Raw genomic sequence first — 23,663 nt, 5'->3', positions numbered from 1 at the left:
CCATTGGGGGCTTGAACCGATCGGATATCATATCGTATGCTATGCGTCATGCTGACCTCGGGCAATACAGAAAATAGCCGCTCGATCCGGAGCTTGCGTCCGTAGTCCGACCAGAAGTCCTCGATATTCTGTGGGGGCCCTCAACGTCCCGAAGGGGCCAAGCTCGACTTCCAGCCCCGTCTGCGTGGCTTGCCCGCCATGCAGCCACAAATCGATCTCTCGCCCGCCTGCGCGTCGGCGAACGGTCCCTGACCATTTCGTGTTCTCGTGGATGATGAAGCTGAACATCGGTCCACGACCCGAGATGTTCAGCACGAATTCCTGGTCCACCTTCAAGGTTCGATTGCGCAGAATCTTGAGGGGCGGACCGTCCGGGGACAGACCTTTCCACGTCATCGTCCCATCGGGGGCCGGGTATACGATGTCGATGGTTTTTCCGCGGTGTTCGAGTGTGGTCATCCGCCTTTCGAGCTCCCCGCCGATGGCCCGGCCATCCACACGCGTCGACGCGCGTGCCTCGCGTCCTTCGGGGGTCCTTGCCAATGCATCTTCGAGCGCCATCATGCCTGGGTATCGAGCCTCGAGCGGGCGTGCCATCGCCCTCATGATCACGCTATCGAGCTCCTCGGACATCTCGACCCGCGTGCGCGGTGGCCGGGGCTCCTGCGTCATGCGTGCGCGTAGCGTCGCCGTGCGGCGGTCCTCCCCCGTCGCCTCGAAGGGGAGCTTTCCGGTGAGGAGATCGTAGAGGGAGACGCCGAGCGCAAACACGTCCGCTCGCTCGTCGAGGGGTCCCCGGAAGAATTGCTCGGGCGCCATGTACTCCGGGGTGCCCGCCATGCCGACCCACGTGCCCTTGCGGCACGCAATGCCGAGATCGATGATCTTCACGACCGGATCGGCGGTACCGGGGCCATCCACCGGGGATGGCGCGTGCAGGAACATGTTGGCGGGCTTGACGTCGCGATGAACGAGGCCGGCCGCGTGCACGGCATCGAGACCTCGACAGGCTTGCATCACCATGTGAACGCATTGCGTTGCCGATAGCTGTTCCTCGTGCTGGAGGTCCCCGAGATCTTTCCCGCGGAGCATCTCGTAGACCAGATAGCGCCCTCCCTCCGGGATCGTGCCGGCGTCGAAGATCTGGAGGACATGCGGATGATGCTCGATCTGCGCCGTGCTGATGCCGTCCTGCCGGAAGACCTCGATCGCGGCCTGCCAGCGGAGCTCGTCGACGCGCATGTCGTCGAGGATGAGCTTCATTGCAAATGGTTTGTGCAATTCCTCGTGCATGACGAGGTATACTTTCCCGTGCCCACCCGACGAAAGATGGCGGAGGACTCGGTATCGGTCGGTGATTTTTTGCCCAACGAGGGAGTCACTCGCATCGAAAGGTACGACGTATCGTTCGATTGCTTGGAATGCCGTTCCATCGAACGGGCACGGCCGCAGATCACTTCTCGAGACCGCCCCACATCGAACGCATACGGAAGTGGTCATGCGCGGGAGAGATAGTCGAGCTTTGAATATGTATGCAAGTTTGCGGACGATTTAGGTAAAACCCTCGGTTTTTCCGCGGAGAGCCTGCCGCCGCTTGCCATTTCAGGGAGGCCGTTGGGCGCGGCTTCGGTTCGGCCGAGCCACGCGGACCCGCCAGGGTCCTATCGATCGGCACGAACTGCGAAGATGCCGGACGCCGCTGTTCGCGAAGAGCAACTTCTGTCAGCCTGTCGGACGGCATGTGCCGAAAGCCCGGGAGGAAGAGACGTGCCCAACGGCCACGTTCACTACGAAGCAGCTGATCAGCTCCTCTGGAAATTCACGGAGCAGGGATACCCGGAGTTCCGCATCGACCGGTATCACTACAGCCAGATCGTGCGGGTGATCCATCTGCGCGGCGTCCGGGGCTACGCGCCGGATCCTCTCTGGAACACGTTTCAGCCGCCGGAGTACTGGTTCGGCAAGGAGGCGAAGCGCGGAGAGATCGAGGACATGGCGGCAAAGTACGTGAAGGCCTTGCAGGCACTGCTCACGTCGAACCCGAACGACGCGCTACACCCCGGCGTGCGCAGCGCCTCCATGGCGTGGTTCTCGTTCGTGGTGGGGTGGGCCGTCGTGATCGGCGACTACTCCCTGTACATGCGCGCCGGCGACGAACCTTTGCGCGAGATCGAGAAGCCCATCCCCGGACTCCCGGCCGACATGGAGCTGACCGACGAGATGCGAGCGCAGTTGAACCACTACAAGGGGATGTTCGCGACCGACGTCGGCGTGGACGGGCTGCGGGTCCTCAGGCCCGAGGACTGCGTGCACGACCTCCGCGGCGTGACCGAGCTGCTCTGCTCGACCACGCCGCTGCACGAGTCTCCGGGATGGCCGCGTATCGCCGCCGCGTCCGTCTTCAGCGCAGAGAGCGCAGGGCACGTCGCGGAGGCCATGCGCGCGCACGGCGTCCACCGCGAGAACGATCAGCTCACCCTGCGATGGAGACGTCCCGCGGGGGAGTGAGGTTTCCTCACCCCCAACCCCTCTCCACTCCGTGGAGAGGGGCGAAGAGACCGTCTCTCTCCCCTCTCCACGGAGTGGAGAGGGGCCGGGGGTGAGGCACGTACAGCTAACTTACGGCGCCTTCGCCGCCAGGGCAGCCCGCGCCGCCGGGCTCGCCCAGAGCGGCGCTGCGAGCGCTTCGCCGGACTTGCCTTTGCCGTAGAGGAAGTCGTACGCGGCCATGCTCGTCATCACGCGCTTCGTGTAGTTCCGCGTCTCTTCGTAGGGGACCTGCTCGACCCAAAGATCGAAGTCTTCGTTCGGCCGCTCGTCGACCCAGTCCTTCGGCTTCCCGCCGCCGGCGTTGTAGCCGGGGATCGCGAGGAGCGGGTTGTCCTGGAACTTCGCGCGGAGGACCGAGAGGTAGCGGCAGCCGAGCGCGATGTTGATCTCGGGGCGCTTCAAGGACTCCGCGTCGCCCTTCAGCTTGAGCGGCTTCGCCATGCGCTGCGCTGTGGGCACGATGAGCTGCATCAGGCCGACCGCGGCCGCGCTCGAGACGACGCGCGGATCGAAGGCGCTCTCCTCGCGCATGATCGCGTACGCCAGGGACTCGGGGATGCCGCTGCGTTGCGCCTCGGCCCCGACGACGGTCACGTACGGGCGCGGGAAGGCGATCTCCCAGGCCGAGCGCCAGTTGCCCGCAGGGTAGTGATCGGTCCAGTCCGTGAGCTCCGCGCGGCCCGAGGGGATTGCGTTCGTCGCGGTGCGAAGGATCTGGTGCGCTTCCTTCGGCGAGCCGGCGCGCGAGAAGAGCAGCGCTGCGGCCCAGAGGACCTCGGGCGGCGCGGTGCGAGCGCCGACGCCGAGGCGGTCGAGCTCGATGCGGGCGAGCCTCGACTCGCCTTGCCGCGCGAGCGCGAGCGCGCGGAGGAACTCGGGCTTGCCGAAGGAAGCGCTCTTCGGCGGCGGCAAGGGAGCGGTCGCGCCTTCGCGTGCAAGCGCCTCGTCGAGCGCCCGATCGGCCGCGGCGCGGTCCTTGTCCGCGAGGCGCGCGTAGGCGAGGGACATGTAGAACGAGAGCGGGTAGTCGCGGATGACGCTGGCGAGCAGCTCCTTGCCTTGATCGATCGCGCCGGTTTCGAGACGCGCACGACCGAGGTAGTAGGGCAGGCGGCCGGCGGCGTAGTAGACGCGCTCGCGTGGCGCGCGGGCGAGGGCGCGCTCGAGTGGAGCGACGGCGCCGGCCCAGTCGCGCTTCGTCATGCGCGCGAGGGCGAGCTCGAAGAGGCCGTCGGTCGACATGTCGCCCTGCGGATAGTCGTCGGGCATCTTCGTGAGCATCTGCGTGAAGCGCACCTCGTCGCCGAGCTCGCGCGCGGCGAGGGCGCCCTTCAGGCGCGCGTCGTCGGCGAGCCTGTGCGACGCGAACTCCTGTTCGAGCAGGGCGTACCGTCGCATGGCTTCGCCGTGGCTGCCGGCGCGGGCGGAGGCCTTGCCGCCGTTCCAGAGCGCCTCGACGCGGCGGGGCGTGCCGGCGCAACGCTCGATCGCCGTGCCGAAGCCGCCTTCGGCCTCGGGCTTCTTCTTCATCCGCGCGAGGGCCTCGGCGCGGACCATCCATGCGCCGCAGCCGAGGTCGCCGGGGTTTGCGGCGAGGGGATCGGCGATGAGGCCGTCGGTCGTGCGCAGCGCTTCGCGGTTCTGGCCGGCGTCGAGCTGGCGCTTGGCCTGCGAGAGCAGATCGTCCTGGCTCGGGGTCTCGAAGGCCTTGCGACGCGGGAAGGGCAAGCTGCCGAGCGCGTCGGTCTCGATCGACTTCGCCTCGCCGTTGCCCGCGCCCGAGGGCGCCTCGTAGAGGACACGCCGCGCGAAGCCGATGGCTTCTTCGGCGTGCTCCTCGGACGGCTTTTGCAAGAGCGCGCGGGCGACCTTGAGCGAGATCTCGACCCAGCGCGGCGGGTGCCCCGTCTTGCCGAGGTAGGCGCGGTAATGCGGCAGCGCCGCGTCGAGGTCGCCTTTGCCGAGCAGGGCGTCGGCGCGGAGCAGGCCCACGTCGGAGGTGACGGGCAGATCGGCGGGGACCTTGTCGAGGTGGCGGAGGGCTTCGGCGTGCTCGCCCGCGCGGATGGAGAGGTCCGCGGCCTGGTAGCGGGCGTATCCTTCGAGGGGCCCGCCGATTGCGGCGGCTTCGCCGTACGCGCGGGCGGCGCCGAGCGGATCACCCGCGAGCGCGCGGAGCCGTCCGAGCTGGTACCGGAAGGCGTGCTCGTCGTCCTTCGAGGGGCGCGGCTCGGCGGCGAGGACGGCGTCGAGCTCCTTCACGGCCTCGACGTAGGCCTCGCGGATGACGGCGGCTTTGACGGCGGCGAGACGCGCGTCGTCGAGGAGGGGCACGGCGGCGTCCGGGTCGAAGGCGACGCTCTCCTCGGACGCGGAAGCGGCGGCGGCTGGGGCGGCGGCGGCTGGGGCGGCGGCGGACGCGGAGGCTGGGGCGGCGGCGGCCGCGACTGCGGGCGCGGGGGGTGTGCCGGTGGTCAGGCGCGGGGCGGTGGTGACGGCGGCGCAGCCGAGGGCGACCAGGGCGGTGAGGCCGAGCCCCCAGACGGCGCTGCGCCGGGAAAGGAACGAACGGAGAGCCACGGGCGGAGTTTAGCCCGAAAAGAACGGATCGGCCGGAGAAAGCTGCCGTACCGAGCGCGCTCGTCGACGTCTGCGTGTGGCCGGGGTATAGGGGCGCGGAGCGGCACGATGATGGCGGTATTCCAGGACTGGGTCACGATTCTGCTTCGCTGGCTCCACCTCATGGCGGGGATCGCGTGGGTGGGGACGTCGTTTTATTTCAATTGGTTCGACCTGTCCGTACGGCCGCCGAAGGGCAAGGTGCTGAAGGAGAACATCCGGGGCACGCTCGACGAGATCCACGGCGGCAGTTTTTACTATCACGAGCAATACTGGCCGAACGCCCACCCCGAGCGCCTTCTCGTCCACGCCTGGCCGGCGAAGACGACGCTGGTCACGGGGGTGCTCTTGCTCGCGGGGATCTACTGGTATGGCGCGCGGACATACCTCATCGACCCGAGCGTGGCGGACATTGGCCCGACGGCGGCGGTGGGCATCAGCATCGCGTCGATCCTGGCGTGCTGGTTCTTCTACAACGAGCTGTGTTTCTTCGTTGAAGACAATCGAGTGGTCCTTTCGGTGATGGCCGTGTTCGTCGGGCTTGCGGCGTACGGGTATCAACACGTCTTCAGCGGGCGCGCTGCGTACATTCACGTGGGGGCGATGCTCGGGACGTGCATGGGGCTCAACGTGTGGACGTCGATCGTGCCGCACCACATCGCCATGCGAAAACAGCTCAATGCCGGGCAGCCGCTGGATCTGCATCACGGCGAGCAGGCGAAGCGGCGATCGCAGCACAACAACTATTTCACGTTGCCGGTCACGTTCGCGATGATCAGCAACCATTTCGCGCTGGCCTACAATCACCACCGCGCGTGGCTGATCCTGTGGCTCTTGATGGCGGGAGGCGTGTCGATCCGCCATTACTTGAACGTCTCGTTCAAGCACGACCGGAAAGAGAAGTCGCTGCTCGTGGCGGTGGCGGCGGCGTTCGGGGGGGCGATGGGGCTGAGCTTCATGCGGCCCGCGCCGCCGCCGGTGGTGGGACCGGTGGATACGGCGACGGCGATGGCGATCGTGCAAAAGCGCTGCGTGCCGTGTCATTCGCAGAAACCGACGCACCCGACGTTCGTGGCGCCGCCGTCGGGGTTCCTCCTGGAGACGCCGGAGCAGGTGTTGGCAAAGGCGGAGAAGGTGGTGCAGCGTACGAGCGTGACCCGGGATATGCCGCTCGGGAACGCGACGGCGATGACGGATGAGGAGAGGGCCCAGCTCAAGGTGTGGATCGAGGGACAGGGGAAGTAGAGGCGGGGGCGTTTCGAGGAGAGGTGGGGGCGTCGGTCCGAGGGGCGGGGTCGAGTCTCCGGGGACACGAGGTCGAGGGATCGAGAGGCGACGTCGAGTCTCCGGAGACTCTAGGCCGCAGGGATTCGACGTGGGTCGTCGGTTGGAGAGACGGTGCCGAGTCTTCGGAGACACGAGGCCGAGGGGTAGGGAGGCGAGGTCGAGTCTCCGGAGACACGAGGCCGCAGGGATTCGACGTGGGGTCGTGGCTTCAGGGGACGAAGCCGAAGCGCTCCGAGGTGGGCTCGTCGGTCGGGGGGACGAGGTCGCGGCTTGGAGGGGCGAGGTCGTGAGGGTCAGCGGGCGGGGCAGATGGCGAGGAGATGGTCGAAGAAGCGAGCGGCCCAGGGAGAAGCGGCGCAGACCTTGGCGGGATCGATGAGGCCGATCAGGGCGAAGCCATGGTGCTTCGTGTAGGACCCTTCGTCGTGTTGCGTGAGGCGTGGGCGAGTGATTTCGCCAGCTCCTGCTTGGGGATGTTCTCGACGTCGGGGCGCGCCGGGAGCGCGCTGGGCTGGAAGTCCTTGTCATAGAAGCGCGCCAACGCATCGCGGTCCGCGAAGAACCAGGCCTCCATGGCCTGGACCATCAGGTGGAGCTGGTCGTCGGTCGTGCCTTGCGGTTTGCTCCAGTGGGTATCGCCGGTGCGTGCTTGCAAGCAAGCCCAGGGAGCCGCGCCCTCGGGGACGGTGCCTTCGCTGTCGACGAGCAGCAGGGAAAGCTTCTCGGGGTTGGTCTTGAGCGCGCGCTGCCACTCCCTGAACGCCTGGTCGCGTCCACCGCTGGCGATGACGCTCGGCTTACGGCGCGTCCCGAGCGCCTTGGTGAAGAGGTCGGAAAAGCCGAGGCGAAGGGCGGCCTGCTCCTCGCGCGTCGATCCACCACCTTCCACGAAGATCCACACCTCGGGCGTGGAGGGCGTGGCCTTGCCTCGGCTCACCACCGATTTCCTCCGAGGATGCCTTTGGACCAGAGTTGGCCGAGGGAGTAGTCCTGGAGCCACTCCGCGAGCTGCTCACGATCGAGCCGCCGCATCGTCGTCGATCCTTCTCGACGTTCGCAGACGAGGACGTCCTCAGGCGTGTGTCGGAAGGCGTCGACGAGCGCCTCCGAGTGCGTGGTGATGATGAGCTGCATCCGCTCGGAGGCGTCCTTCAGCAGACGCGCGAGGGGGGTCATCAGGTCGGGGTGCAAGCCGAGCTCGGGCTCCTCGATGCAAACGAGGGGCGGGGGCTTGGGATCGAGAAGGATGGCGAGGAGCGAAAGCCAGCGCATCGTGCCGTCGGAGAGGCGTGAGGCGGGGATCGTCCAGCGCTCCTCTTCCAGGAAGATCTGGACGGTGCCACCCTCGACCTGGACAGAGAAATCCGTGACACCCTCGAAGATGTTCTTGAGTGCCTCGATGAGCGCCTTTTTGGTGGGTACGTCGCGACGAAACTTGTTGAGGATCAGCCCCAGGTTCTCCGTGCTCTCCATCAAGTGGTCCGTGGGCAGGTCCGCGGGCTGGGGTCTTCGAGGAGGGGAACGACGCCCAAAGTTGAAGTCACGATAGAGGCGAATGGACTCGTAGAAGGCGCCGAGCACATCGAGCGCGGGATAATCGGGGCCCTTCACCTGCGACACCACCGATTGGCCCCTATCCCAGGGTTGAAGTTCGCGAGTTTGCCCATCGATAAACAGATTCGCACCACCCATCCATTCGGCGTCGAAGTACACCTCAGGGCGTCGTGCTTCACCGGTGACGACGATCTCTTCAAGCTTTTCAATGCCGATCATCGCCCGGTGGTCCGCATCGAACAGGGTCAACCGATGTCTCATCGGGGGCTGGAACCGGTTGTGCCTGGTGGGGGCACCGTAATCGATCTCCGCGACTATTTCTGCCGTCTTTCCCGGCGCTCCTTGCCAGATCCACGCCCCGATGCCTCCACCTTCCCGGATCGGCACCGCAAGATCCTTCGGCGTCGCCTTCAAAAGCCCGATCGCCTCGATGAAATTCGACTTCCCCGACCCGTTGGGCCCGATCAGCACGTTCAGCGGCCGCAGCTCGACCGCCTCCGCGTCGGGCCCGAACGAGAGCAGCCGGTTGAGCTTCAGGCTTCGCAGGAACATCGCCCGCGAAGGTTCGAGCACCCCGCTTTCCCCGTCAAGCGCACGCCCCCGCTCGTCCGTCCCCGTGACGCCCGCGCCCGTCCGCACTAGACCGCTCCATCCCCATGCCCCCCTGGTCCCGCCCCGAGCCCTTCGGCGCGTGGGTTCGTCTCGATGATCGAACCCTCGTCGCCGTCGATCACGCGCTCGCGGCGCGGCTCGGCGTTCCCTCGGGGCACCCCGCAGACGCGTCCGCGCCGCCGCGCCCGCTCGAAGTGCATCTCGCGGTGAACGCGCGTTGCCACGCGCCGTGCGCAGACTGCTACCTCGACGCGCGGCCCGACGGCGCGGAGCCTTCCCTGGAAGAGCTTCGCGGAAGGCTCACCACCGCGGCCGAGCTCGGCGCTTCGACCGTGGCCTTCGGCGGCGGCGAGCCGCTGCTTCGCGAGGACCTCGGCGAGCTCGCGGCCTACGCGCGTTCGCTCGGGCTCGTGCCCGTGATGACGACGAGTGGGTTCGGGTTGCGAGAGGAGCGCGCGAAGGAGCTCCGGGCGTTCGCGCAGATCAACGTGAGCCACGACGGCGTGGGCGGCGCGTATGCGGCCGTGCGCGGGTTCGACGGCGCGCGCGTCGCCGAGCGGGCGATCGAAATCCTCGCGCGCGTCGGGATCCCCGTCGGTGTGAACCTCGTGCTCACGCGGCGATCGTTCGAGCATCTCGATGCCACGGCCGAACGTGTCGCCGATCTCGGGGCAGGGGAGCTCCAGCTCTTGCGGTACAAGCCGCAGGGACGCGCGGCAGGGATCGGCTACTTCGAGGCACGACTCGGGGCAGCGCAGCGAGAGGCGCTCTGGCCTGCCATCACGGCGATCGTTCACCGGCGGCGCCTCTCGGTGCGGATCGATTGTGCGCTCGTGCCGCTGCTCTCGGAGGCGCTCACAGAAGAACCTCGGGCGGCCGACATGCTCGCTTCGCTCGGCGTCTTCGGCTGCGAGGCCGGCAGGCACCTCGGCGGGCTCGACGTCGCGGGGCGCGCCGCGCCGTGCAGCTTCTCGCCTTCGTCGAACGAGGAGATCGAGCGCTTCCGCGCGTATCACGCAGCGCCGCCCGAGCCCTGCGCCTCGTGCAAGCTCTTCCCCGTCTGTCGCGGCGGTTGCCAGGTCGTCTCGCGCCACGCGACGAACACCTTCCGCCCCGACCCCGAGTGTCCGCGCGTGCGACGAACCGAGGCTTCAACGTGATCGACCCTTGCGCGCCTCCCGAGACGGAGGCCGTGTTCCTCTACGGAGCGCGGCGCCTGCTCATGGTGCTGCATGCCGCGGGCAGCATCGTTCTCGTCGGCGCCTCGACGCACCACGCGCTCACGATGCGCCACTACCTGCGCGAGCGGTTCATCCGCGTCGCGACCGAGAAGACCTGGGCGAAGGTCGTCGCCGTCGCGTACGTCTTCACCTTCGCCGTGGGCGCGCTGCTCTACCCGACGTACCGCTACCACGTGCGCGGCATCTACCTCGATCGGTACGCGCCGCTCTACGCCGGATTGTTCGACGTCAAAGAAGTCTACGCCTCGCTCACGCTCGTCGTGGCGCTCGGGCTCGGCGCGCTCGCGTTCACGCTCCGGCCGTCGGAGGAGCGCTGGCTCGTGCGTATCTACGCGGTGATGAGTTTCATCGTGTGCGGCGTGGTGTGGCTGAACGTGACACTCGGCATCCTCGTCGCGTCGGTGCGGGGGATCGGATGAGCGAGACGAAGTCGCCTTCGCCCTCGGCGCGACTCTTCCTCGCGTTCCTCGCGGCGCGGCTCGCGTACGGGCTCGCGTTCCTCGTGAGCGCAGCGCGCAAGTCGCCCGTGCCCTGGTACTTGCCGCTCGAACGAAGGTTCGTCTTCGCGTCGCGGCCCGCGGGACTCGGGATGGACTGGTACGGGCGAACGGCGGTGGGGCTCGTCTTCGCGCTCGCCGCAGGCGCAGCGGTGTACGTGCTCGCGCAGCGTGCGCGCTGGCTGTCGCGGCCGAGCGCGGTGATGGCCGTCGCGCGCGCGGGTGGGCTCGTACTGCTCGTGGACTTCGTCTACTTCGGCTGGGCGCTCATGACGCAGACGCCGAACCCGTGGCCGCTGCCTTCGTGGTACTGCCCGCGCTGACGCGGTTCACTCCTCCGAAGCAGAGGCTTGCTGCTGGACCTTGCGTTCTTCGAGCTTGACGTCGAACTTGCACGGCTGCCTCAGATACACGCGGTGCGTGAGCTGATTCGAGAGCACGCACGTGGGCACGACGCCGTCGTCCGGATTGCCAGAGGGAGACGCGAGCATGATCCGACCGCCCGGCATGAGCGTGGTCGAGAAGTGCGCGTTGCCGTTGGGGACCGTGCTGCACTTCTCGACGAGCTTCTGGATCGCGGCGTGCGCAGCCTTCGCGTTCATGGTCTTCGAATCCGGACACGTCTCGACGACCACAGTCGCGTCGACGACGCCGATGTCGGGGCCTTTGGGCTCAGGCGTCGTCCCGCCACAGCCCAAGGGCATGATCGTGTAGAGAGCAAGGAGAGCGAGACCGAGCGGAAGGGCCGCACGCTTCATGGTTTCTTTGTTTACCACGACAGCCGTACGGTTGGTTCGTGGTATGGCGGAATCTTCCGCGCGGACGCGATGTACCCCCTCGCCTGGCTCCTCTGCGTCGTTTGGCTCCTCGCCGCGGTCCTCGTGGCCGTGTTCCGAGGCGTGCATGGCGCACGCCAGGGCCGCGCGCACCTCGCGGCGCAGCGCATCAAAAGCCCGACCATCTACCTTTTCTCGGCCTACCTGCTCGTCGCCGCCCTCGTGACGCCGAAGTCCCCGGGCGAAACGACGTCGCCACTCCTCTGGCTCGCGTTCACCATTCCCCTCGCCAACGCGTTGGCGGCAGCGAGCTCCGTCGGACAAACGCAGCCGAAAGGCCTGACGCGGGCCGCCCTCGCGCTCCTCCACGGCGGGGCCGTGCTCGCAGCCGCCGCATGCATTTTGGCGCTTGCCTCGCCGCAGTTCGTTCCGGTCTGGCTCGGTGGACCGGGCGCGCCTTAGAGGGGGTTCGGCAGCGTAGCGCCGGGGTTTCACCCCGGACCCGACCAGGGGTTGTCCACCCCTGGACCCGGACCAGCGCAAGCGCTGGACCCGGGGTCGATGAACTGCGCATCGCGCAGTTCATCGAACAGGCCGAGGCAAGACCGGCAACGACCTTGCCCGTCAAAGCCGCAGCACCGACGTGTCTGCTCGAGGCTGAGGCAGCGCTGCCGCCTCGGCTGGAACGCCGCTCGTGGTCTTGCCACGGGCCCGTCGGAGAAACTGCGCATCGCGCAGTTTCTCCGCCCTCGGTCCAGGCCGTGCCTGGTCCGGGGTGCAGGGGGCGGATAGCCCCCTGCTGGGGTGCGGGGCAACGCCCCGCGCGCGCCCTAATACCCCTTGCGTGCCGTCACGAACGAGCCGCGCTCGATCTCGTGCGACGAGGCTGTCACGAGCGCCGTTGCCGTGTGTTCGCGGACCTTGACTACGCGCAGCTCGGCGTATGTCTCGTCGGGGAAGAGGTTCTCGTCGCCGGGTGGGGCGAAGTCTTCCGTTTTTGCGGGACGATCGTCCTCGATGACGGGACGCACGGTTGCGAACTTGCCTGCGCCGCGCAGCGTGTGGCGCCAGCGATCGCCGCGGCGCAACGCGAAGAAGCGCATGCCTGGCTTCACGCCTTCCTTTTCGCCCTTGTCGAGGAACACGATCTGGTTCTGCCCGTAGAACGCGTGCGGATAGAGCGCTGCCACGATCTTCGCCTCGATGTCGTCGGCGCTCGTCACGGGCGGGATGACCACAAAACTTCGGTCGACGGGACCGACCTTTGCGCCTCGCTCCACGGTGTCGAGGGACTCGACCACGCGGCCGCGGATCATGCGCGTCTGCGTGTTGATCCGGTCGACGCGCAGCGTGCCGCGGATCGAGACGAGCTGGCCCTTCTGCGCGGCGTCGCCGCTCGTCACGAGCGGTCGGAAGATCGTGAGGAGCTGGCCGACGGCGACCTCGTGGTTCTCGTCGAGCTTGACGTACACGTCGTCGCCTGCGCTGAGCAGCATCTTGTCTGCGGGGCTCCCGTTGATCTCGCCCCAGACGTCGTCCTTCTTGTCGTCGAGCCAGCCTGTGTCGCGCAGGAAGATCGTCTGCGGCGCGACCTTGCGCCGGCCGGAGGCGATGCGCTGCATGGCTGGCAGGCCGACGTCGCTGGCGTCGCGCAGCCGCACTTGATCACCGGGGTAGATCCAGTGCGGGTTCTGGATCTGCGGGTTCTGCGCCCAGAGACGCGGCCAGCTGTAGGGGTTCTTGTAGTAGCGGCTCGAGATGTCCCAGAGCGTGTCGCCGTTGCGCACGCTGTGGATCTCCGGCACGTGTTGCCCTTCGAGCACGAAGCCGCCGTTTGCCGTGCCGCGCACGGTCTCGCTCGACGCCGGATCGGGCAGCAGATCGAAGCCGTCTGCGGAGCGCGACGTGTCGGACGACGAGCGCGAGCTCGAAGGCAGATGCGCGTCGGGATTGAAGCCCGGCTGCGGGTAGCCTGGCACGACGACCTGCGTCTGTGGCGGCGCTGCCTGCGGCACCTGCACGACCGTGACCTGCGGACCGTTGCCCGGCGCGGGCGCGGCTTCGGAACCCTCCTGTGCGCCTGCGTGGCCCGCGGCTGCGACGGAGAGGAGGACGAGGGCGGGGGCGAGGGCGCGTGTGTCCTTCATGGTGCCGTTCTCGGGGGGCTCGGGAGGGGGCGCTTGCCCTTCGCGGGGCTCGCCGGCGCGGGAGCTGCGGATTGCGTGATCACCTCGCCCCGGGTCGTGGAGCGCAGGACCGGGCGAGGCGCGTCGTCGGGCTCGTTCGATGCGCCCGGGTCGTCATCGTTTTGTGCTGCAGCGATTGGCGCGAGCGACGCTGCCGTACCGCCTTCGGGGGTCGGCGCGAGGTGCACGACGTCGAGCGCGGGTCGATCGTCCTCGGCGCTCTTCGGGGTGCTCGCGGGCGCCTGATTTCGCGCGGAAAGCTTGGCGTTCGCGAGCTCGAGCGTCTCGACCCGGGCTGAAAGGATGTTGTTGTCTGCACGGACGCGTCCCACCTCCTGGCGCAGCGCCTCGATCTCCTTGCGGAGGGCGTCTTGCCCCCCACCGGCGCAGCCGGATGCGAAGAGGACGAAGGCGAGGGCGCAGAGGGACCGCATGCCGCACCGATGGTAGTGCCCAAGGCGTGCGTGGGCCAAGCGATGAGCGGCCTATCTCCCTAGCTGTCTCGGCGCGGAATTCTGGTAGGGTCGGGGCCATGTCGAAGCGCTCGAACAAACTCGTATCCTTGACGATTGCTGCTCTTGCCTCCCTCGCTGCGCTCGCCTTCGGCGTGGCAGGTTGCTCCGACGAAGGAACCGCGGACGATACTTGCTACGACTATGGATCGTTCGACAAGGCGGCCCCCGCGGTGACGTTCTCCGGTGACGTGCTCCCGATCTTCCGCAACTCCTGCGGCCTCGGCGGCGCGTCGTGTCACGGCGCCGTCGCCGGTCAGCCCGGTCAGCCTTACCTCGGCCCGGCGAACAGCGGGACGGCCCCGACCCAGGCGGAGATCGACGCGATCTTCGCGCAGAACGTCGGCGTCGCCGCCACGAAGGCGACGGGGATGAAGATCGTCGAGCCGAACAGCCCCGAGACGAGCTTCCTCATGCACAAGATGGACGGCACGCTCACGTGCAGCGCCGTCGTCTGCGACGCGGCGTGCGGCGGCACGATGCCGCTCACGGGCGACCTTCTGCCGCAGACGGCGCGCGACACGGTTCGTCGCTGGATCGCGCAGGGAGCGAAGAAGGATTGATCGGCAGGCTTTCGGGCCGCATCGTCGAGGACTCGGCCGAGGGCGTCGTCGTCATCGACGTCGGAGGGGTCGGCTACGAGGTCACGGTGCCGCTCGGCGCGCTTGGACGTGCGTCGCGGGAGGGTGACGGCGTGGTCACCCTCTATGTGCACACGCACGTCCGGGAAGATACCTTCGCCCTCTACGGCTTCCCGACGCTCGACGATCGCGCGGCGTTTCGCTCGCTGATCGGCGTCTCCAGCATCGGACCGAAGATCGCGATGTCGATCCTCGGCGCGCTGCCGGCGGGTGAGCTCGCGGCGGCGATCGCGCGCGGCGAGGCGTCGCGGCTCGTGGCCGTGCCCGGGGTCGGCAAGAAGACTGCGGAGCGGCTCATCCTGGAGCTCAAGGGCAAGCTCGCGGCGGCGCCGGTCGTCGCGAAGGGCACCGAGGCGAAGGCGCCCGTCGCGCCCGAGGGCAAAGCGGAGCTCTTGCACGGCGCGCTCACGCGGATGGGTTTCCGGCCGGCCGAGGCCGAGCGTGCGGTGACGGCGCTCGGAGCACGCGTGCAGACCGAGCCGCTCGGGGATCTCGTGCGCGAGGCGCTCGCGCTCCTTTCCTCCAAGTAAATCGTTCTCCGGGACGAACGACGACGCGCCCCCTCGGCGCGACGTACGAGCGGCGCGCCGCGACGCCGCGTGAGAAGCCTCGACAAAAAAAATAGGCCCGAATATGCTCGGCGCCGCGGTCCGGTTGGGCCGGTGTCGGCAATGCCCGAGGAGGCGGCGTGATTACCTGTCCCAAGTGCAACAAGGAGAACCAGGACCACTACAAGTTCTGCCTCGGCTGCGGATCCGAGCTGCCGCGGGACGCGTCTCCGAAGAAGTTCGCGGCGGGCGGGACGCCCCCACAGGGCATCCCCGCCGTTCGCCCCGGAGCCGTGACGGACGACATGGGCGTGAAGGGCGCGGTGGCGCAATTCCCGCCGACGCCCGCGGCCGTGCATCCGCCGATCGCAGCGCAGGCCACGCCGTCCGTGGGGCCGGTGGTGTGCAAGGACTGCGGGCACACGAATGCGCAGACGAACCGATTCTGTGCGTCGTGCGGCGCGAAGCTGACGCTGCCGAAGCCCGGCAGCGTGCCGGCGATGGCCTCGCCCGCGGCGCCGCCCGTGGCCCCGAACTCGAGCGCGATGACGGTCGTCTTGACGGCGCTTCGTGCGGACGGCTCGGAGGCGGGCTCGTACACGCTCCCGTCGGCGACGTTCACGATCGGCCGTGATGTCGGGGCGATCTTCGCCGGCGACAACTACCTCTCGCCGCGGCACGCCACGTTCGTGTCGAAGAACGGCAAGCTCTCGGTGCGCGACGAGAGCTCGCTGAACGGCGTCTACCGCAAGCTGCGCCGTGACGAGCCGATCGCCGTGATGATCGGCGACGTGTTCCGCATCGGCCAGGAGATCGTCCGCTTCGAGGCGCTCTCGGCGATGCCGGCGACGGCCGACGGCGTGGAGCGACTCGGCAGCCCGTCGAAGGGCTACGTGGGTCGCATCGCGCTCATCATCGGCCGGGACGCGACGGGCAACTCGTTCCCGATCCCGGAGACTGGCCTGCACCTCGGCCGCGAGCGTGGGGACGTGCTTTTCCCCGAGGACGGTTACGTCTCGGGTCTGCACTGCCGCATCAGCTACGAGCGGGGCCAGCTCTTCGTCACGGATCTCGGCAGCTCCAACGGCACGTTCACCCGGATCTCGTCGGAGGTGGATCTCGTCGACGGGGACGTCCTCCTGATGGGCCAGCAGCTCTTCCGGATCAACATTCAGTTCTGAGACGGTTCTCCGGGCGAGCGGCTTCTGGCGCCGCTCGTCCCGGCGGGGGAGAATGTCGGCCATGGAACCGCCGCGCACGATTCGCGTTGTTGCTGCCGTCATCGAGCACGAAGGGCGTTACCTCATCACGCAGCGCCGTCCGACGGCCTCGTTGCCCTTGCTGTGGGAGTTCCCCGGCGGGCGCGTGGAGGACTCGGAGACGGACGCGGAGGCGCTCAAGCGTGAGGTCCGCCATCGGCTCGGGGTCGAGGTCGAGCCGGGGCAGCTCATCTCCTTCGTGAGCCATCCGTACGAGCGGTACGTCGTGGACCTCTACCTCTACGAGTGCCGCATCACCTCGGGCGCGCCCGCGCCGCTCGCGGTGAATGCGTTCAAGTGGGTCACGAGCGCCGAGTTCGATCAGCACCCGTTCACGCCCGCCGACGAAGCCAGCATGAACAAGCTGCTCGGCATGGGCTGAGGGTGTCCCCCAGGCTGCTGCGCGGCTCGCGACGCCTGGGGAACACCCTCCGCGCAGCTTTTTTTCGCGATGCGTAAATCAAAAGACCGGGCCGCTCGTCCATAGTCCCTCCGCGGGCGCCGGCGTCCGGCTGGGAATGTGAGTGTCTCCCGCGGAGGTTGAGGCGCCATGCGAAAGAGCGTTGCGGTCATCGGTCTGGTTGCTGCGGCGACGGCGGGTCTCGCGGCGGGGTGTGGGAGCACGGGACGAGGAGGCGCCGAAGCAAAGGCGCCGGGCGTCGGGGAGAGGAGCTGCGGGCGCGTGCGCCCGGGCGTAGGCGCGAAGCCGCTCGCCGGCGCGCGGCAGGGCGGCGTGGTCGCGCTGGCGAAGGCCGGAGACAAGACGATCGCGTACGTCGCCGACGAGGATGACGGCAACATCCACACGGTCGACGTCGCGACGGGGAAGGAGCTCGGGACGACGCAGCTCGGAGGGACGCCGTCGCAGCTTCTCGTGGCGGCCGATGGTCGCGTCGTGGTGGCGCTCCGGGACAAGGCGGCGGTCGAGGTGCTCGAGCCCGAGGCGGATCCTTCGCAGCCGCTCGCATCGCTTTGCACGGTGCCCACGCCGGTCGAGCCGGTCGCGCTCGCGACGACGCTCGACGATGGGACGCTGCTCGTGACGAGCGCCTGGGGCGCGGCGCTCACGGCGTATGACGTGGCGAGCATGGGACGCGCGTACGAGGTGCCGCTGCCGCGCGAGCCTCGGTCGCTGGTGATCTCGGACGACGGCAAGAAGGCGTTCGTCGCGCACGTCGTGGGCTCGCGGATGAGCGTGGTCGATCTCGCGGACAAGCGCGTGCGACCGGTGGACGTGGGCGGGATCGAGGAGGGCGGGTTCCGGCGGAAGGTCACCCTCTTCGGCGGCGGCGAGGAGATCGAGCGGCGCGCGTGCCAGGGCTTCGCGCTCGCGAAGTCGACGGATCTTTCGGGCCGCATCTTCGCGCCGCAGGTGCTCGTGGATCCGGGGCGCGCCGAGGAGCGCTCGGAGGGATACGGCAGCGGCGGGATGAACCCGCCGGAGGTCGCGTCGGTCGCGGTCGTCGACGAGGACACCGAGCAGCCGATCGGCGAGTCGGTGAACGTGAAGCCGGACGTGCGGCAGATGGTGGGCATGGTGCGGCCTCGTCCTGCGTGTCTGCTCCCGCGGGCCGCGGCGATCGATCCGGCATCGCGCTCGCTCTTCGTCTCGTGCCTCGGCATCGACACGGTCATCGAGTACGACGCGGCGGCGGCCGATCCGCAGCGGGCCGAGCGGCGTCGCTTCGCGGTCGCCGCGGGGCCGACGGGGCTCGCGGTGGATCCGGAGGGCCGGCGGCTCGTCGTGTGGTCGCAGTTCGATCGCACCCTCCAGGTTGCGCCGCTCGGCGCGAAGGATGCGGCAAACCAGGCGGACGCGCCTGCCATCATGCGCGTCGGACTCTCACGCAAGGCGCAGACGGCGGCGACGGCCGATCTCGAGCTCGGCCGGAAGCTCTTTCACGCAAGCGGAGATGCGCGCATCTCGAACGACGGCCGCGCCTGCGCGAGCTGCCATCCCGATGGGCGTGACGACGCGCTGACGTGGGCGACGCCGGAGGGGCCGCGACAAACGCCGATGCTCGCGGGCAGGCTGGCGAAGACGGCGCCGTATGGATGGACGGGCCGCGGCGACAGCGTCGAGGCGCACCTTTCGGAAACGTTCGGTCGGCTCGGCGGCGCGGGGCTCGCGCGGCGCGAGATCGACGCGCTGATCGCCTTCGCCACGAGCCTGCGGCCTCCGCAGGCCGAGACGCGGAACGACTCGAACGACGTGCTCGTTCAGCGCGGCAAGGCGGTCTTCCACTCGGCGCAGACGGGCTGCGGGACCTGTCATCGCGACGAGGGCGCGTGGACCGATCACACGGCGCACGACGTTTCGAGCCGCGCCGATGCCGACGTCGCGGCCACGTTCGACACGCCCTCGCTGCGCTTCGTCGGCGGCACGGCGCCGTACTTCCACGACGGCCGTTACGCGACCTTGCGTTCGCTCCTGGTCGATGCCGACGGCAAGATGGGCCACACGAAGCACCTCTCGAAGGACGAGCTCGACGCGCTCGAGGCCTACATGAGGAGCCTGTGATGCGCGGCCTCGCAAAGAGCTCGTGTGTGGCGATCGCGGCGGCGTCGCTCGCGCTCGTGGCGGGCGCGCCGGCCGAGGCCGCGGGGTCGCCGAGCTTCTCGTCGGTGCCCGAGGCGCGCGTGCCGGAGATGCTGCATCCGAAGGACGCGCCGGACGCGATTCCCGCGGGCGAGCGCATCGACAGCGTGCGCGTCGACGAGAACGCGATGAGGGTGCAGCAGTCGTTCGCGACCGTGGTCGCCGACGGCGGCCGTTGCGTGGCGGTGGGCGCGATTCCGCCGGGTGTGGCGCCCTCGGGCGTCGCGCAGACGAGCATCCGCGTGGGCGCCGTGCTCCCGATGCGTGTCGAGCGTCTCGTCGAGCGCAAGCCAGGCGAGGCGGAGCTCGAGATCGTCGACGCCTGGCTCGACGCGCGAACGTCGAGCATCCGGCAAGTGGTGACGACACGCGTGTCGCTCACCACGCTCGCGAAGGGGCCCGCGAGCTACACGGTGTACGGGTTTCGCAAGGGCAGCGAGCTCCAGGTCGTGATGCCTTCGCAGGAGAGGATCGGGTACGTGGATCCGCGCGGCCAGATCGGGTTCACGCAGTGCGGGCACCTCCGCATCGGGCTCGACGGGGCCGCGAAGAACGGCGCGATGATCGTCGCCGCCGGGCGCATCCGGACGAACCGCGCGCCCTCGCCGCGCAGGCCCGCGCCGTTGTTCCATCCGCAATTCGTCATGCCGCAGAGCCAGGCGCTCCCGGCCGACATGATGATGCGCGTGGTCCAGGTGAGCGTGAGCATGAGCCGCACGAAGCGCGACCGTGAGCCGCTCCTCAGCGTGTCCGTGGGCTGGGCCGAGGACGACGAAGGCATCACGGCGAGCGCGAGCACCGTCGACATGGGCGAGGACTTCGAGGTGCCCATCGCCGAGCCCGCCGAAGAGTAAGAACCCCTCTCCAAAAAGCCTTCCCGAACCCCCCTTGCCGCGCGCGGCCGTGTCGGACACGCTCGGCGGCGGCGCCATGCGCGCCCAGGGAGGAAGGTCGATCGCGATGGATCTCAAGTTCTATTACGCGCCCATGACGAGCGCGTCGCGGGTGCATTGGGCGCTCGAGGAGCTCGGCATTCCGTACGAGAAGTTCAAGCTCGACCTCGCGGCCGGTGATCAGAAAAAGCCCGAGTACCTCGCGCTCAACCCGAACGGCAAGGTGCCGCTGCTCGTCGCCGAGGGCCGGCCGATCTTCGAAGGGCTCGCGATCCTGCTTTATCTCGGCGAGCGTTTCGGCGCGGACAAGGGCCTCTTCCCGCCGCCGAATCCCGATCGCGCCGAGGCCTTCAAGTGGATGGCGTGGGGCGCGGTGACGTTCGGCGAGGCGCTGCAGCGGTACCTTCGCAACAGCTTGGATCGTTTCCCCGAGGATGAGCGGAGCCCGAAGGCCGCCGAGGCCGCGAAGAAGGATCTCGCGTCGCATCTTGCGATCCTGAACGAGGCACTCGAGGGCAAGGAATACCTCGTGGGCAACACGTTCTCGTTCGTCGACATCTCCATCGCGCCGGCGATCCCCTTCCTGGGGCGCTTCGGCATCGACGTGAGCCCGTTCCCGAACGTGAACGCGTGGGTCGCGCGGTGCATCGCGCGGCCGGCGTTCGCGCGGGTGATGCAGGGTTAACCGCCCGAGCGACGCAGGAGCACGAGGAATGCTGGGCCGCCGATCAGCGCCGTCACCGCGCCGACCGGCGGCTCGGTGCCGAGCGAGCGGAACGAGAGGCGCGCGACGAGGTCGCAGCCGATGAGCATCGTCGCACCCGAGAGCAGCGAGACGGGCAGCACGCGGCGCTGATCGGGACCGATGAGCCGGCGCACGGCGTGCGGGACGACGAGGCCCACGAAGCCGATGAGGCCCGTCAAGCTGACGATCGCGCCGACGACACACGAGGACGCGATGAAGGTGCGTCGCTCGAGCGCGCGCACGTCGACGCCGAGTGTGCCGGCCGTCTCGTCACCGAGCACGAGGACGTTGAGGCGCCCCGCGTCGAGCAGGAGCACGAAGCACCCGACGCCCACGTACACGAGGGCCGCGAGCAGCGACGAGACGTGCGGCAGGTCCACGAAGCCGACGAGCCAGCGCAAGAGCTGCTGCGCGCGTGACGGCGGGACGAGCGCCTTCAGGAAGGTGATGAGCGCGGCGGCCATGGAGTTGACCATCACGCCGGCGAGCAGGATCGCCGTGCCCGAGGCGCCGCCGCGCATGCCACGCGCGACGGCGTAGACGAGCGACGTGGCGACGAGGCCGCCGAGGAGCGAGGCGGCGGGAATCAGCGCGGCGCCGAGGAGTGTGGTCGCGCCGAGGCCGAGCGCGATGGCGGTCGTCGCGCCGAGCGCGGCGCCACCCGAGACGCCGAGCACGTACGGCTCGGCGAGCGGGTTTCGCAGGAGCGCCTGGAACGCGGCCCCGACGACGCCGAGGCCGGCGCCGGCCATGGCAGCGAGCGCGACGCGCGGCATGCGCACGTCGAGCAGGATCGTGCGTGCGAGGCCGGGCTCGGCGAGGGCGTTCGAGAGGGAGATCGGCTCGGTGCCGAAGGCGAGCGCGAGGGCGGTGACGAGGACGAGGAGCGCGGCGGCAGGCAGGATCGGACGGCGGATCAAGCGCCTTCGGCCCTCGCGGACGCGCGCGGCTCCTGCGCGTTGCGCTCGTAGAGCAGGCGCAGGCCCGTGAGCGTGAGGTTGTCGTCGACCTCCTCGATGGACTCGGTGAGCGGCGCGATGAGCCGCGCGAGGCCACCCGTGGCGACAATGCGGCACGTGTAGCCGAGCTCGGCCACGAGGCGCTTGCACAGGCCGTCCACGAGGCCCGCGTAGCCGTACACGATGCCCGATTGCATGCTGTGCACCGGGTTTCGCCCGACGACCTTGGGGGGCAAGGTGATCTCCACGCGGGAGAGGCGCGCGGCGCGGGAGAAGAGCGCCTCGGCGCTGATCTGCACGCCGGGCGTGATCACGCCGCCGAGGTACTCGCCCTTCGGCGTCACGCAGTCGAACGTCGTGGCCGTGCCGAAGTCGACGACGATGACGGGGCCCTTCGCCCACTCGTAGGCGGCGACGGCGTTCACGATGCGATCAGCGCCGACCTCGCGCGGGTTCTCGTACAGGATGGCCATGCCCGTCTTGATGCCGGGGCCGACGACAAACGGCTCGCGGCGGAAGGCGCGGCGCACGAGCTCGATCATCGTGTCGGTCAGGGTCGGGACGACGCTCGCGATGATGGCGTGATCGATGAGGTCGGGATCGACGCCGCGCAGCGCGAGCATCTGCCGGACGAGCACCGCATACTCGTCGGCCGTGCGGCTGCGCGCGCTCTCGGAGCGCACGTGGTGAAGGAGTTTCGTCCCCTCGAACACGCCAAACGAGATGTTCGTGTTGCCCACGTCGACGACGAGCAGCATGGGAGAACCTTTACCACTTCCGCGGGGTGGGTCAGAGCTTCCGCGCGAGCATCATGCCGTCGCGGATGGAGAGCAGGACGTTCTCGACGCGCGGATCGGCGTTGACCACGTCGTTGAAGCGGCAGATGCCGTGGTCGGAGGGAGCCTTCGGCGAGAGGACGTTGCCGCTCCAGAGCGTGTTGTCCCCGACGATGAGGCCTCCCGTGCGGACGAGCGGAAGAACGGCCTCGTAATAATCGACGTAGCGCTCCTTGTCGGCGTCGATGAAGACGAGGTCGAAGGGGCTGCCCGGCGGCAAGGTGCGTAGGGTCTCGAGGGCGTTGCCGAGCAGGATGCGGATCTTCTTTCCGTGCGGGCTGCGATCGAAGAACGAGCGGGCGATCCGCGTCGCCTCGGGGTCGATGTCGAGCGTGAGTAGCTCGCCGTCGTCGGGCAACGCCTCGGCCATGCAGAGCGCGGAGAAGCCGGTGAATGTGCCGATCTCGAGCACGCGACGCGCCGCGACGAGCGCGCAGAGCGTCTTCAAGAACGTGCCCTCGACGCGGCCGACCTGCATCTGCGGCGACGTCATCGAGGCGTACGTGGCCTCGCGCAGCTCGTCGAAGAGCGGCGGACGGGGGCGGGTATGCGATTCGATGTAATCGTCCAGCTCGGGCGAAATGATGGGCGTCATGGGTCCTCCACGGCCGTCGCATCGACGTGCGCGGCGAGGTTCGTCTACCACGCCGTACCACGACGTCATCGTCGGTGAAGCTTCCACTCGCGGGAAAAACGGGTGAACATCGCGGCGGAGGTTCGTCGTGAGCACGAAGCGGCTTGGCTTGGTTGTGGTGGCGCTCGGGTTCGGGGCGTGGCTCGGCAGCGGTTGCGCGACCGCGACCCAGCCAGGGTTCGGCGAAGGCGGCGAAGGCGGCGAAGGCGGCGAAGGCGGCTCGAGCGGTCCCAGCGGCATGGGCGGCGCGTCGAGCAGCAGCAGCTCGTCGAGTAGCAGCGCGTCGAGCAGCAGCGCGTCGAGCAGCAGCTCGTCGAGCAGCACGAGCTCGGGCGGGCAAATGTGCGGGGCGATGGAGCATGCCTGCGCCGGTGTTTGCGCGGGCAACACGCCCGCGACGGGGTGCTTCACGTCGACGACGTGCACGCCGTGCCCGGCGGTGCAGAACGGCGCCGCGATCTGCAACGCGACGGGGCTCTGCGACGTGAGCTGCAACTCGGGGTACGTGAAGAACGGGTTCGCGTGCGTCTGCCAGTCGCAGTGTTGCTCGGACGCGGATTGCGCGGCCGGTCAGACCTGCATGGGCGGCACGTGCTCGGGTGGCAGCACGGGTGACGGCGGCGTCGCGTGCAACCCCTTCGCGTGCGTCTTCGACTGCGCGTTCCAGAACCTCGAGTGCGTCGATCCCTTCACCTGCACCTGCGGCTAGAGCACC

Annotated in this window: 24 protein-coding genes; 14 read left to right on the top strand and 10 right to left on the bottom strand. The window is 68.7% G+C overall.

All coding sequences use genetic code 11. The features are described 5' to 3' along the window. Positions 1-39 precede the first annotated feature (39 nt). On the bottom strand, positions 40-1,500 hold the full coding sequence (locus KEG38_RS25730; RefSeq protein ID WP_272422546.1) for a serine/threonine protein kinase: 1,461 nt from the start codon (positions 1,498-1,500) through the stop codon (positions 40-42). 267 nt (positions 1,501-1,767) lie between these two features. Between KEG38_RS25730 and KEG38_RS25725 the strand changes: the two genes are divergently transcribed. Next, on the top strand, positions 1,768-2,508 hold the full coding sequence (locus tag KEG38_RS25725; RefSeq protein WP_272422545.1) for a hypothetical protein: 741 nt from the start codon (positions 1,768-1,770) through the stop codon (positions 2,506-2,508). 111 nt (positions 2,509-2,619) lie between these two features. Here the strand turns inward: KEG38_RS25725 and KEG38_RS55620 are convergent, their stop codons facing one another. Then, positions 2,620-5,130, bottom strand: coding sequence for a lytic transglycosylase domain-containing protein (locus KEG38_RS55620; RefSeq protein WP_272422544.1), 2,511 nt, complete (start codon positions 5,128-5,130; stop codon positions 2,620-2,622). 108 nt (positions 5,131-5,238) lie between these two features. Between KEG38_RS55620 and KEG38_RS25715 the strand changes: the two genes are divergently transcribed. After that, positions 5,239-6,414: a urate hydroxylase PuuD gene (locus KEG38_RS25715; RefSeq protein WP_272422543.1), complete on the top strand. Its 1,176-nt coding sequence runs from the start codon at positions 5,239-5,241 to the stop codon at positions 6,412-6,414. Between the two features lie 427 nt (positions 6,415-6,841). On the opposite strand, the gene KEG38_RS25710 is transcribed toward KEG38_RS25715, so the two are convergent. Then, on the bottom strand, positions 6,842-7,393 hold the full coding sequence (locus KEG38_RS25710; RefSeq protein WP_272422542.1) for a DUF4276 family protein: 552 nt from the start codon (positions 7,391-7,393) through the stop codon (positions 6,842-6,844). Then, positions 7,390-8,562 (bottom strand): AAA family ATPase, encoded by a 1,173-nt coding sequence (locus KEG38_RS25705; protein WP_272422541.1) that lies wholly within the window; start codon positions 8,560-8,562, stop codon positions 7,390-7,392. The genes KEG38_RS25710 and KEG38_RS25705 overlap by 4 nt, the downstream gene beginning before the upstream one ends. 104 nt (positions 8,563-8,666) lie before the next feature. On the opposite strand from KEG38_RS25705, the gene KEG38_RS25700 reads away from it, so the two are divergent. The 3 genes from KEG38_RS25700 to KEG38_RS25690 are packed head-to-tail and all read left to right on the top strand — an operon-like array spanning position 8,667 to position 10,683. Continuing rightward, positions 8,667-9,782 carry a radical SAM protein gene (locus KEG38_RS25700; protein WP_272422540.1) on the top strand — a complete coding sequence of 372 codons (1,116 nt, stop codon included), beginning with the start codon at positions 8,667-8,669 and terminating at the stop codon, positions 9,780-9,782. After that, positions 9,779-10,282, top strand: a complete 504-nt coding sequence (locus KEG38_RS25695; protein WP_272422539.1) for a hypothetical protein — start codon at positions 9,779-9,781, stop codon at positions 10,280-10,282. Before KEG38_RS25700 ends, KEG38_RS25695 begins: the two co-directional genes overlap by 4 nt. Beyond that, a complete protein-coding gene (locus KEG38_RS25690; protein ID WP_272422538.1) occupies positions 10,279-10,683 on the top strand; it encodes a hypothetical protein in 405 nt (134 codons plus the stop codon). The genes KEG38_RS25695 and KEG38_RS25690 overlap by 4 nt, the downstream gene beginning before the upstream one ends. A 6-nt stretch (positions 10,684-10,689) precedes the next feature. Here the strand turns inward: KEG38_RS25690 and KEG38_RS25685 are convergent, their stop codons facing one another. Further along, positions 10,690-11,118, bottom strand: coding sequence for a hypothetical protein (locus KEG38_RS25685; protein WP_272422537.1), 429 nt, complete (start codon positions 11,116-11,118; stop codon positions 10,690-10,692). Positions 11,119-11,187: 69 nt separating this feature from the next. Between KEG38_RS25685 and KEG38_RS25680 the strand changes: the two genes are divergently transcribed. Continuing rightward, complete coding sequence (locus KEG38_RS25680; protein WP_272422536.1) at positions 11,188-11,598, top strand: hypothetical protein; 411 nt, start codon at positions 11,188-11,190, stop codon at positions 11,596-11,598. Positions 11,599-11,966: 368 nt separating this feature from the next. Here the strand turns inward: KEG38_RS25680 and KEG38_RS25675 are convergent, their stop codons facing one another. Continuing rightward, the gene (locus KEG38_RS25675) at positions 11,967-13,283 is read right to left on the bottom strand and encodes a LysM peptidoglycan-binding domain-containing protein (RefSeq protein WP_272422535.1); all 1,317 of its coding nucleotides are present in this window, start codon (positions 13,281-13,283) and stop codon (positions 11,967-11,969) included. Next, positions 13,280-13,756 (bottom strand): coiled-coil domain-containing protein, encoded by a 477-nt coding sequence (locus tag KEG38_RS25670; RefSeq protein ID WP_272422534.1) that lies wholly within the window; start codon positions 13,754-13,756, stop codon positions 13,280-13,282. Before KEG38_RS25670 ends, KEG38_RS25675 begins: the two co-directional genes overlap by 4 nt. Positions 13,757-13,854: 98 nt before the next feature. On the opposite strand from KEG38_RS25670, the gene KEG38_RS25665 reads away from it, so the two are divergent. From KEG38_RS25665 to KEG38_RS25635, 7 genes are all read left to right on the top strand, one after another. Next, positions 13,855-14,397, top strand: coding sequence for a hypothetical protein (locus KEG38_RS25665; RefSeq protein ID WP_272422533.1), 543 nt, complete (start codon positions 13,855-13,857; stop codon positions 14,395-14,397). Next, positions 14,394-15,005, top strand: coding sequence for a Holliday junction branch migration protein RuvA (ruvA, locus tag KEG38_RS25660; protein WP_272422532.1), 612 nt, complete (start codon positions 14,394-14,396; stop codon positions 15,003-15,005). The genes KEG38_RS25665 and ruvA overlap by 4 nt, the downstream gene beginning before the upstream one ends. A gap of 158 nt (positions 15,006-15,163) precedes the next feature. Beyond that, complete coding sequence (locus KEG38_RS55615; protein WP_272422531.1) at positions 15,164-16,204, top strand: FHA domain-containing protein; 1,041 nt, start codon at positions 15,164-15,166, stop codon at positions 16,202-16,204. 61 nt (positions 16,205-16,265) lie between these two features. After that, complete coding sequence (locus KEG38_RS25650) at positions 16,266-16,664, top strand: (deoxy)nucleoside triphosphate pyrophosphohydrolase (RefSeq protein WP_272422530.1); 399 nt, start codon at positions 16,266-16,268, stop codon at positions 16,662-16,664. 168 nt (positions 16,665-16,832) lie between these two features. Continuing rightward, positions 16,833-18,803 (top strand): cytochrome C peroxidase, encoded by a 1,971-nt coding sequence (locus KEG38_RS25645; RefSeq protein ID WP_272422529.1) that lies wholly within the window; start codon positions 16,833-16,835, stop codon positions 18,801-18,803. Further along, positions 18,803-19,735, top strand: coding sequence for a hypothetical protein (locus KEG38_RS25640; protein WP_272422528.1), 933 nt, complete (start codon positions 18,803-18,805; stop codon positions 19,733-19,735). Before KEG38_RS25645 ends, KEG38_RS25640 begins: the two co-directional genes overlap by 1 nt. Before the next feature lie 49 nt (positions 19,736-19,784). Then, a complete protein-coding gene (locus tag KEG38_RS25635) occupies positions 19,785-20,459 on the top strand; it encodes a glutathione S-transferase family protein (RefSeq protein WP_272422527.1) in 675 nt (224 codons plus the stop codon). Here the strand turns inward: KEG38_RS25635 and KEG38_RS25630 are convergent. The 3 genes from KEG38_RS25630 to KEG38_RS25620 are packed head-to-tail and all read right to left on the bottom strand — an operon-like array spanning position 20,456 to position 22,909. Beyond that, a complete protein-coding gene (locus KEG38_RS25630) occupies positions 20,456-21,439 on the bottom strand; it encodes a FecCD family ABC transporter permease (protein ID WP_272422526.1) in 984 nt (327 codons plus the stop codon). The genes KEG38_RS25635 and KEG38_RS25630 overlap by 4 nt on opposite strands. Beyond that, positions 21,436-22,236, bottom strand: a complete 801-nt coding sequence (locus KEG38_RS25625) for a type III pantothenate kinase (protein ID WP_272422525.1) — start codon at positions 22,234-22,236, stop codon at positions 21,436-21,438. The genes KEG38_RS25630 and KEG38_RS25625 overlap by 4 nt, the downstream gene beginning before the upstream one ends. A 31-nt stretch (positions 22,237-22,267) precedes the next feature. Further along, positions 22,268-22,909, bottom strand: a complete 642-nt coding sequence (locus KEG38_RS25620; protein WP_272422524.1) for an O-methyltransferase — start codon at positions 22,907-22,909, stop codon at positions 22,268-22,270. Positions 22,910-23,036: 127 nt separating this feature from the next. Here KEG38_RS25620 and KEG38_RS25615 point away from each other — a divergent pair, with 127 nt between their 5' ends. After that, a complete protein-coding gene (locus KEG38_RS25615) occupies positions 23,037-23,657 on the top strand; it encodes a hypothetical protein (protein WP_272422523.1) in 621 nt (206 codons plus the stop codon). Positions 23,658-23,663 lie beyond the last annotated feature (6 nt).

Source organism: Polyangium jinanense, from assembly GCF_028435265.1.
Lineage (GTDB): Bacteria > Myxococcota_A > Polyangia > Polyangiales > Polyangiaceae > Polyangium > Polyangium jinanense.
The sequence above is the reverse complement of the archived record's forward strand: the minus strand, read 5'-3'. Positions and strand labels throughout refer to the sequence as shown.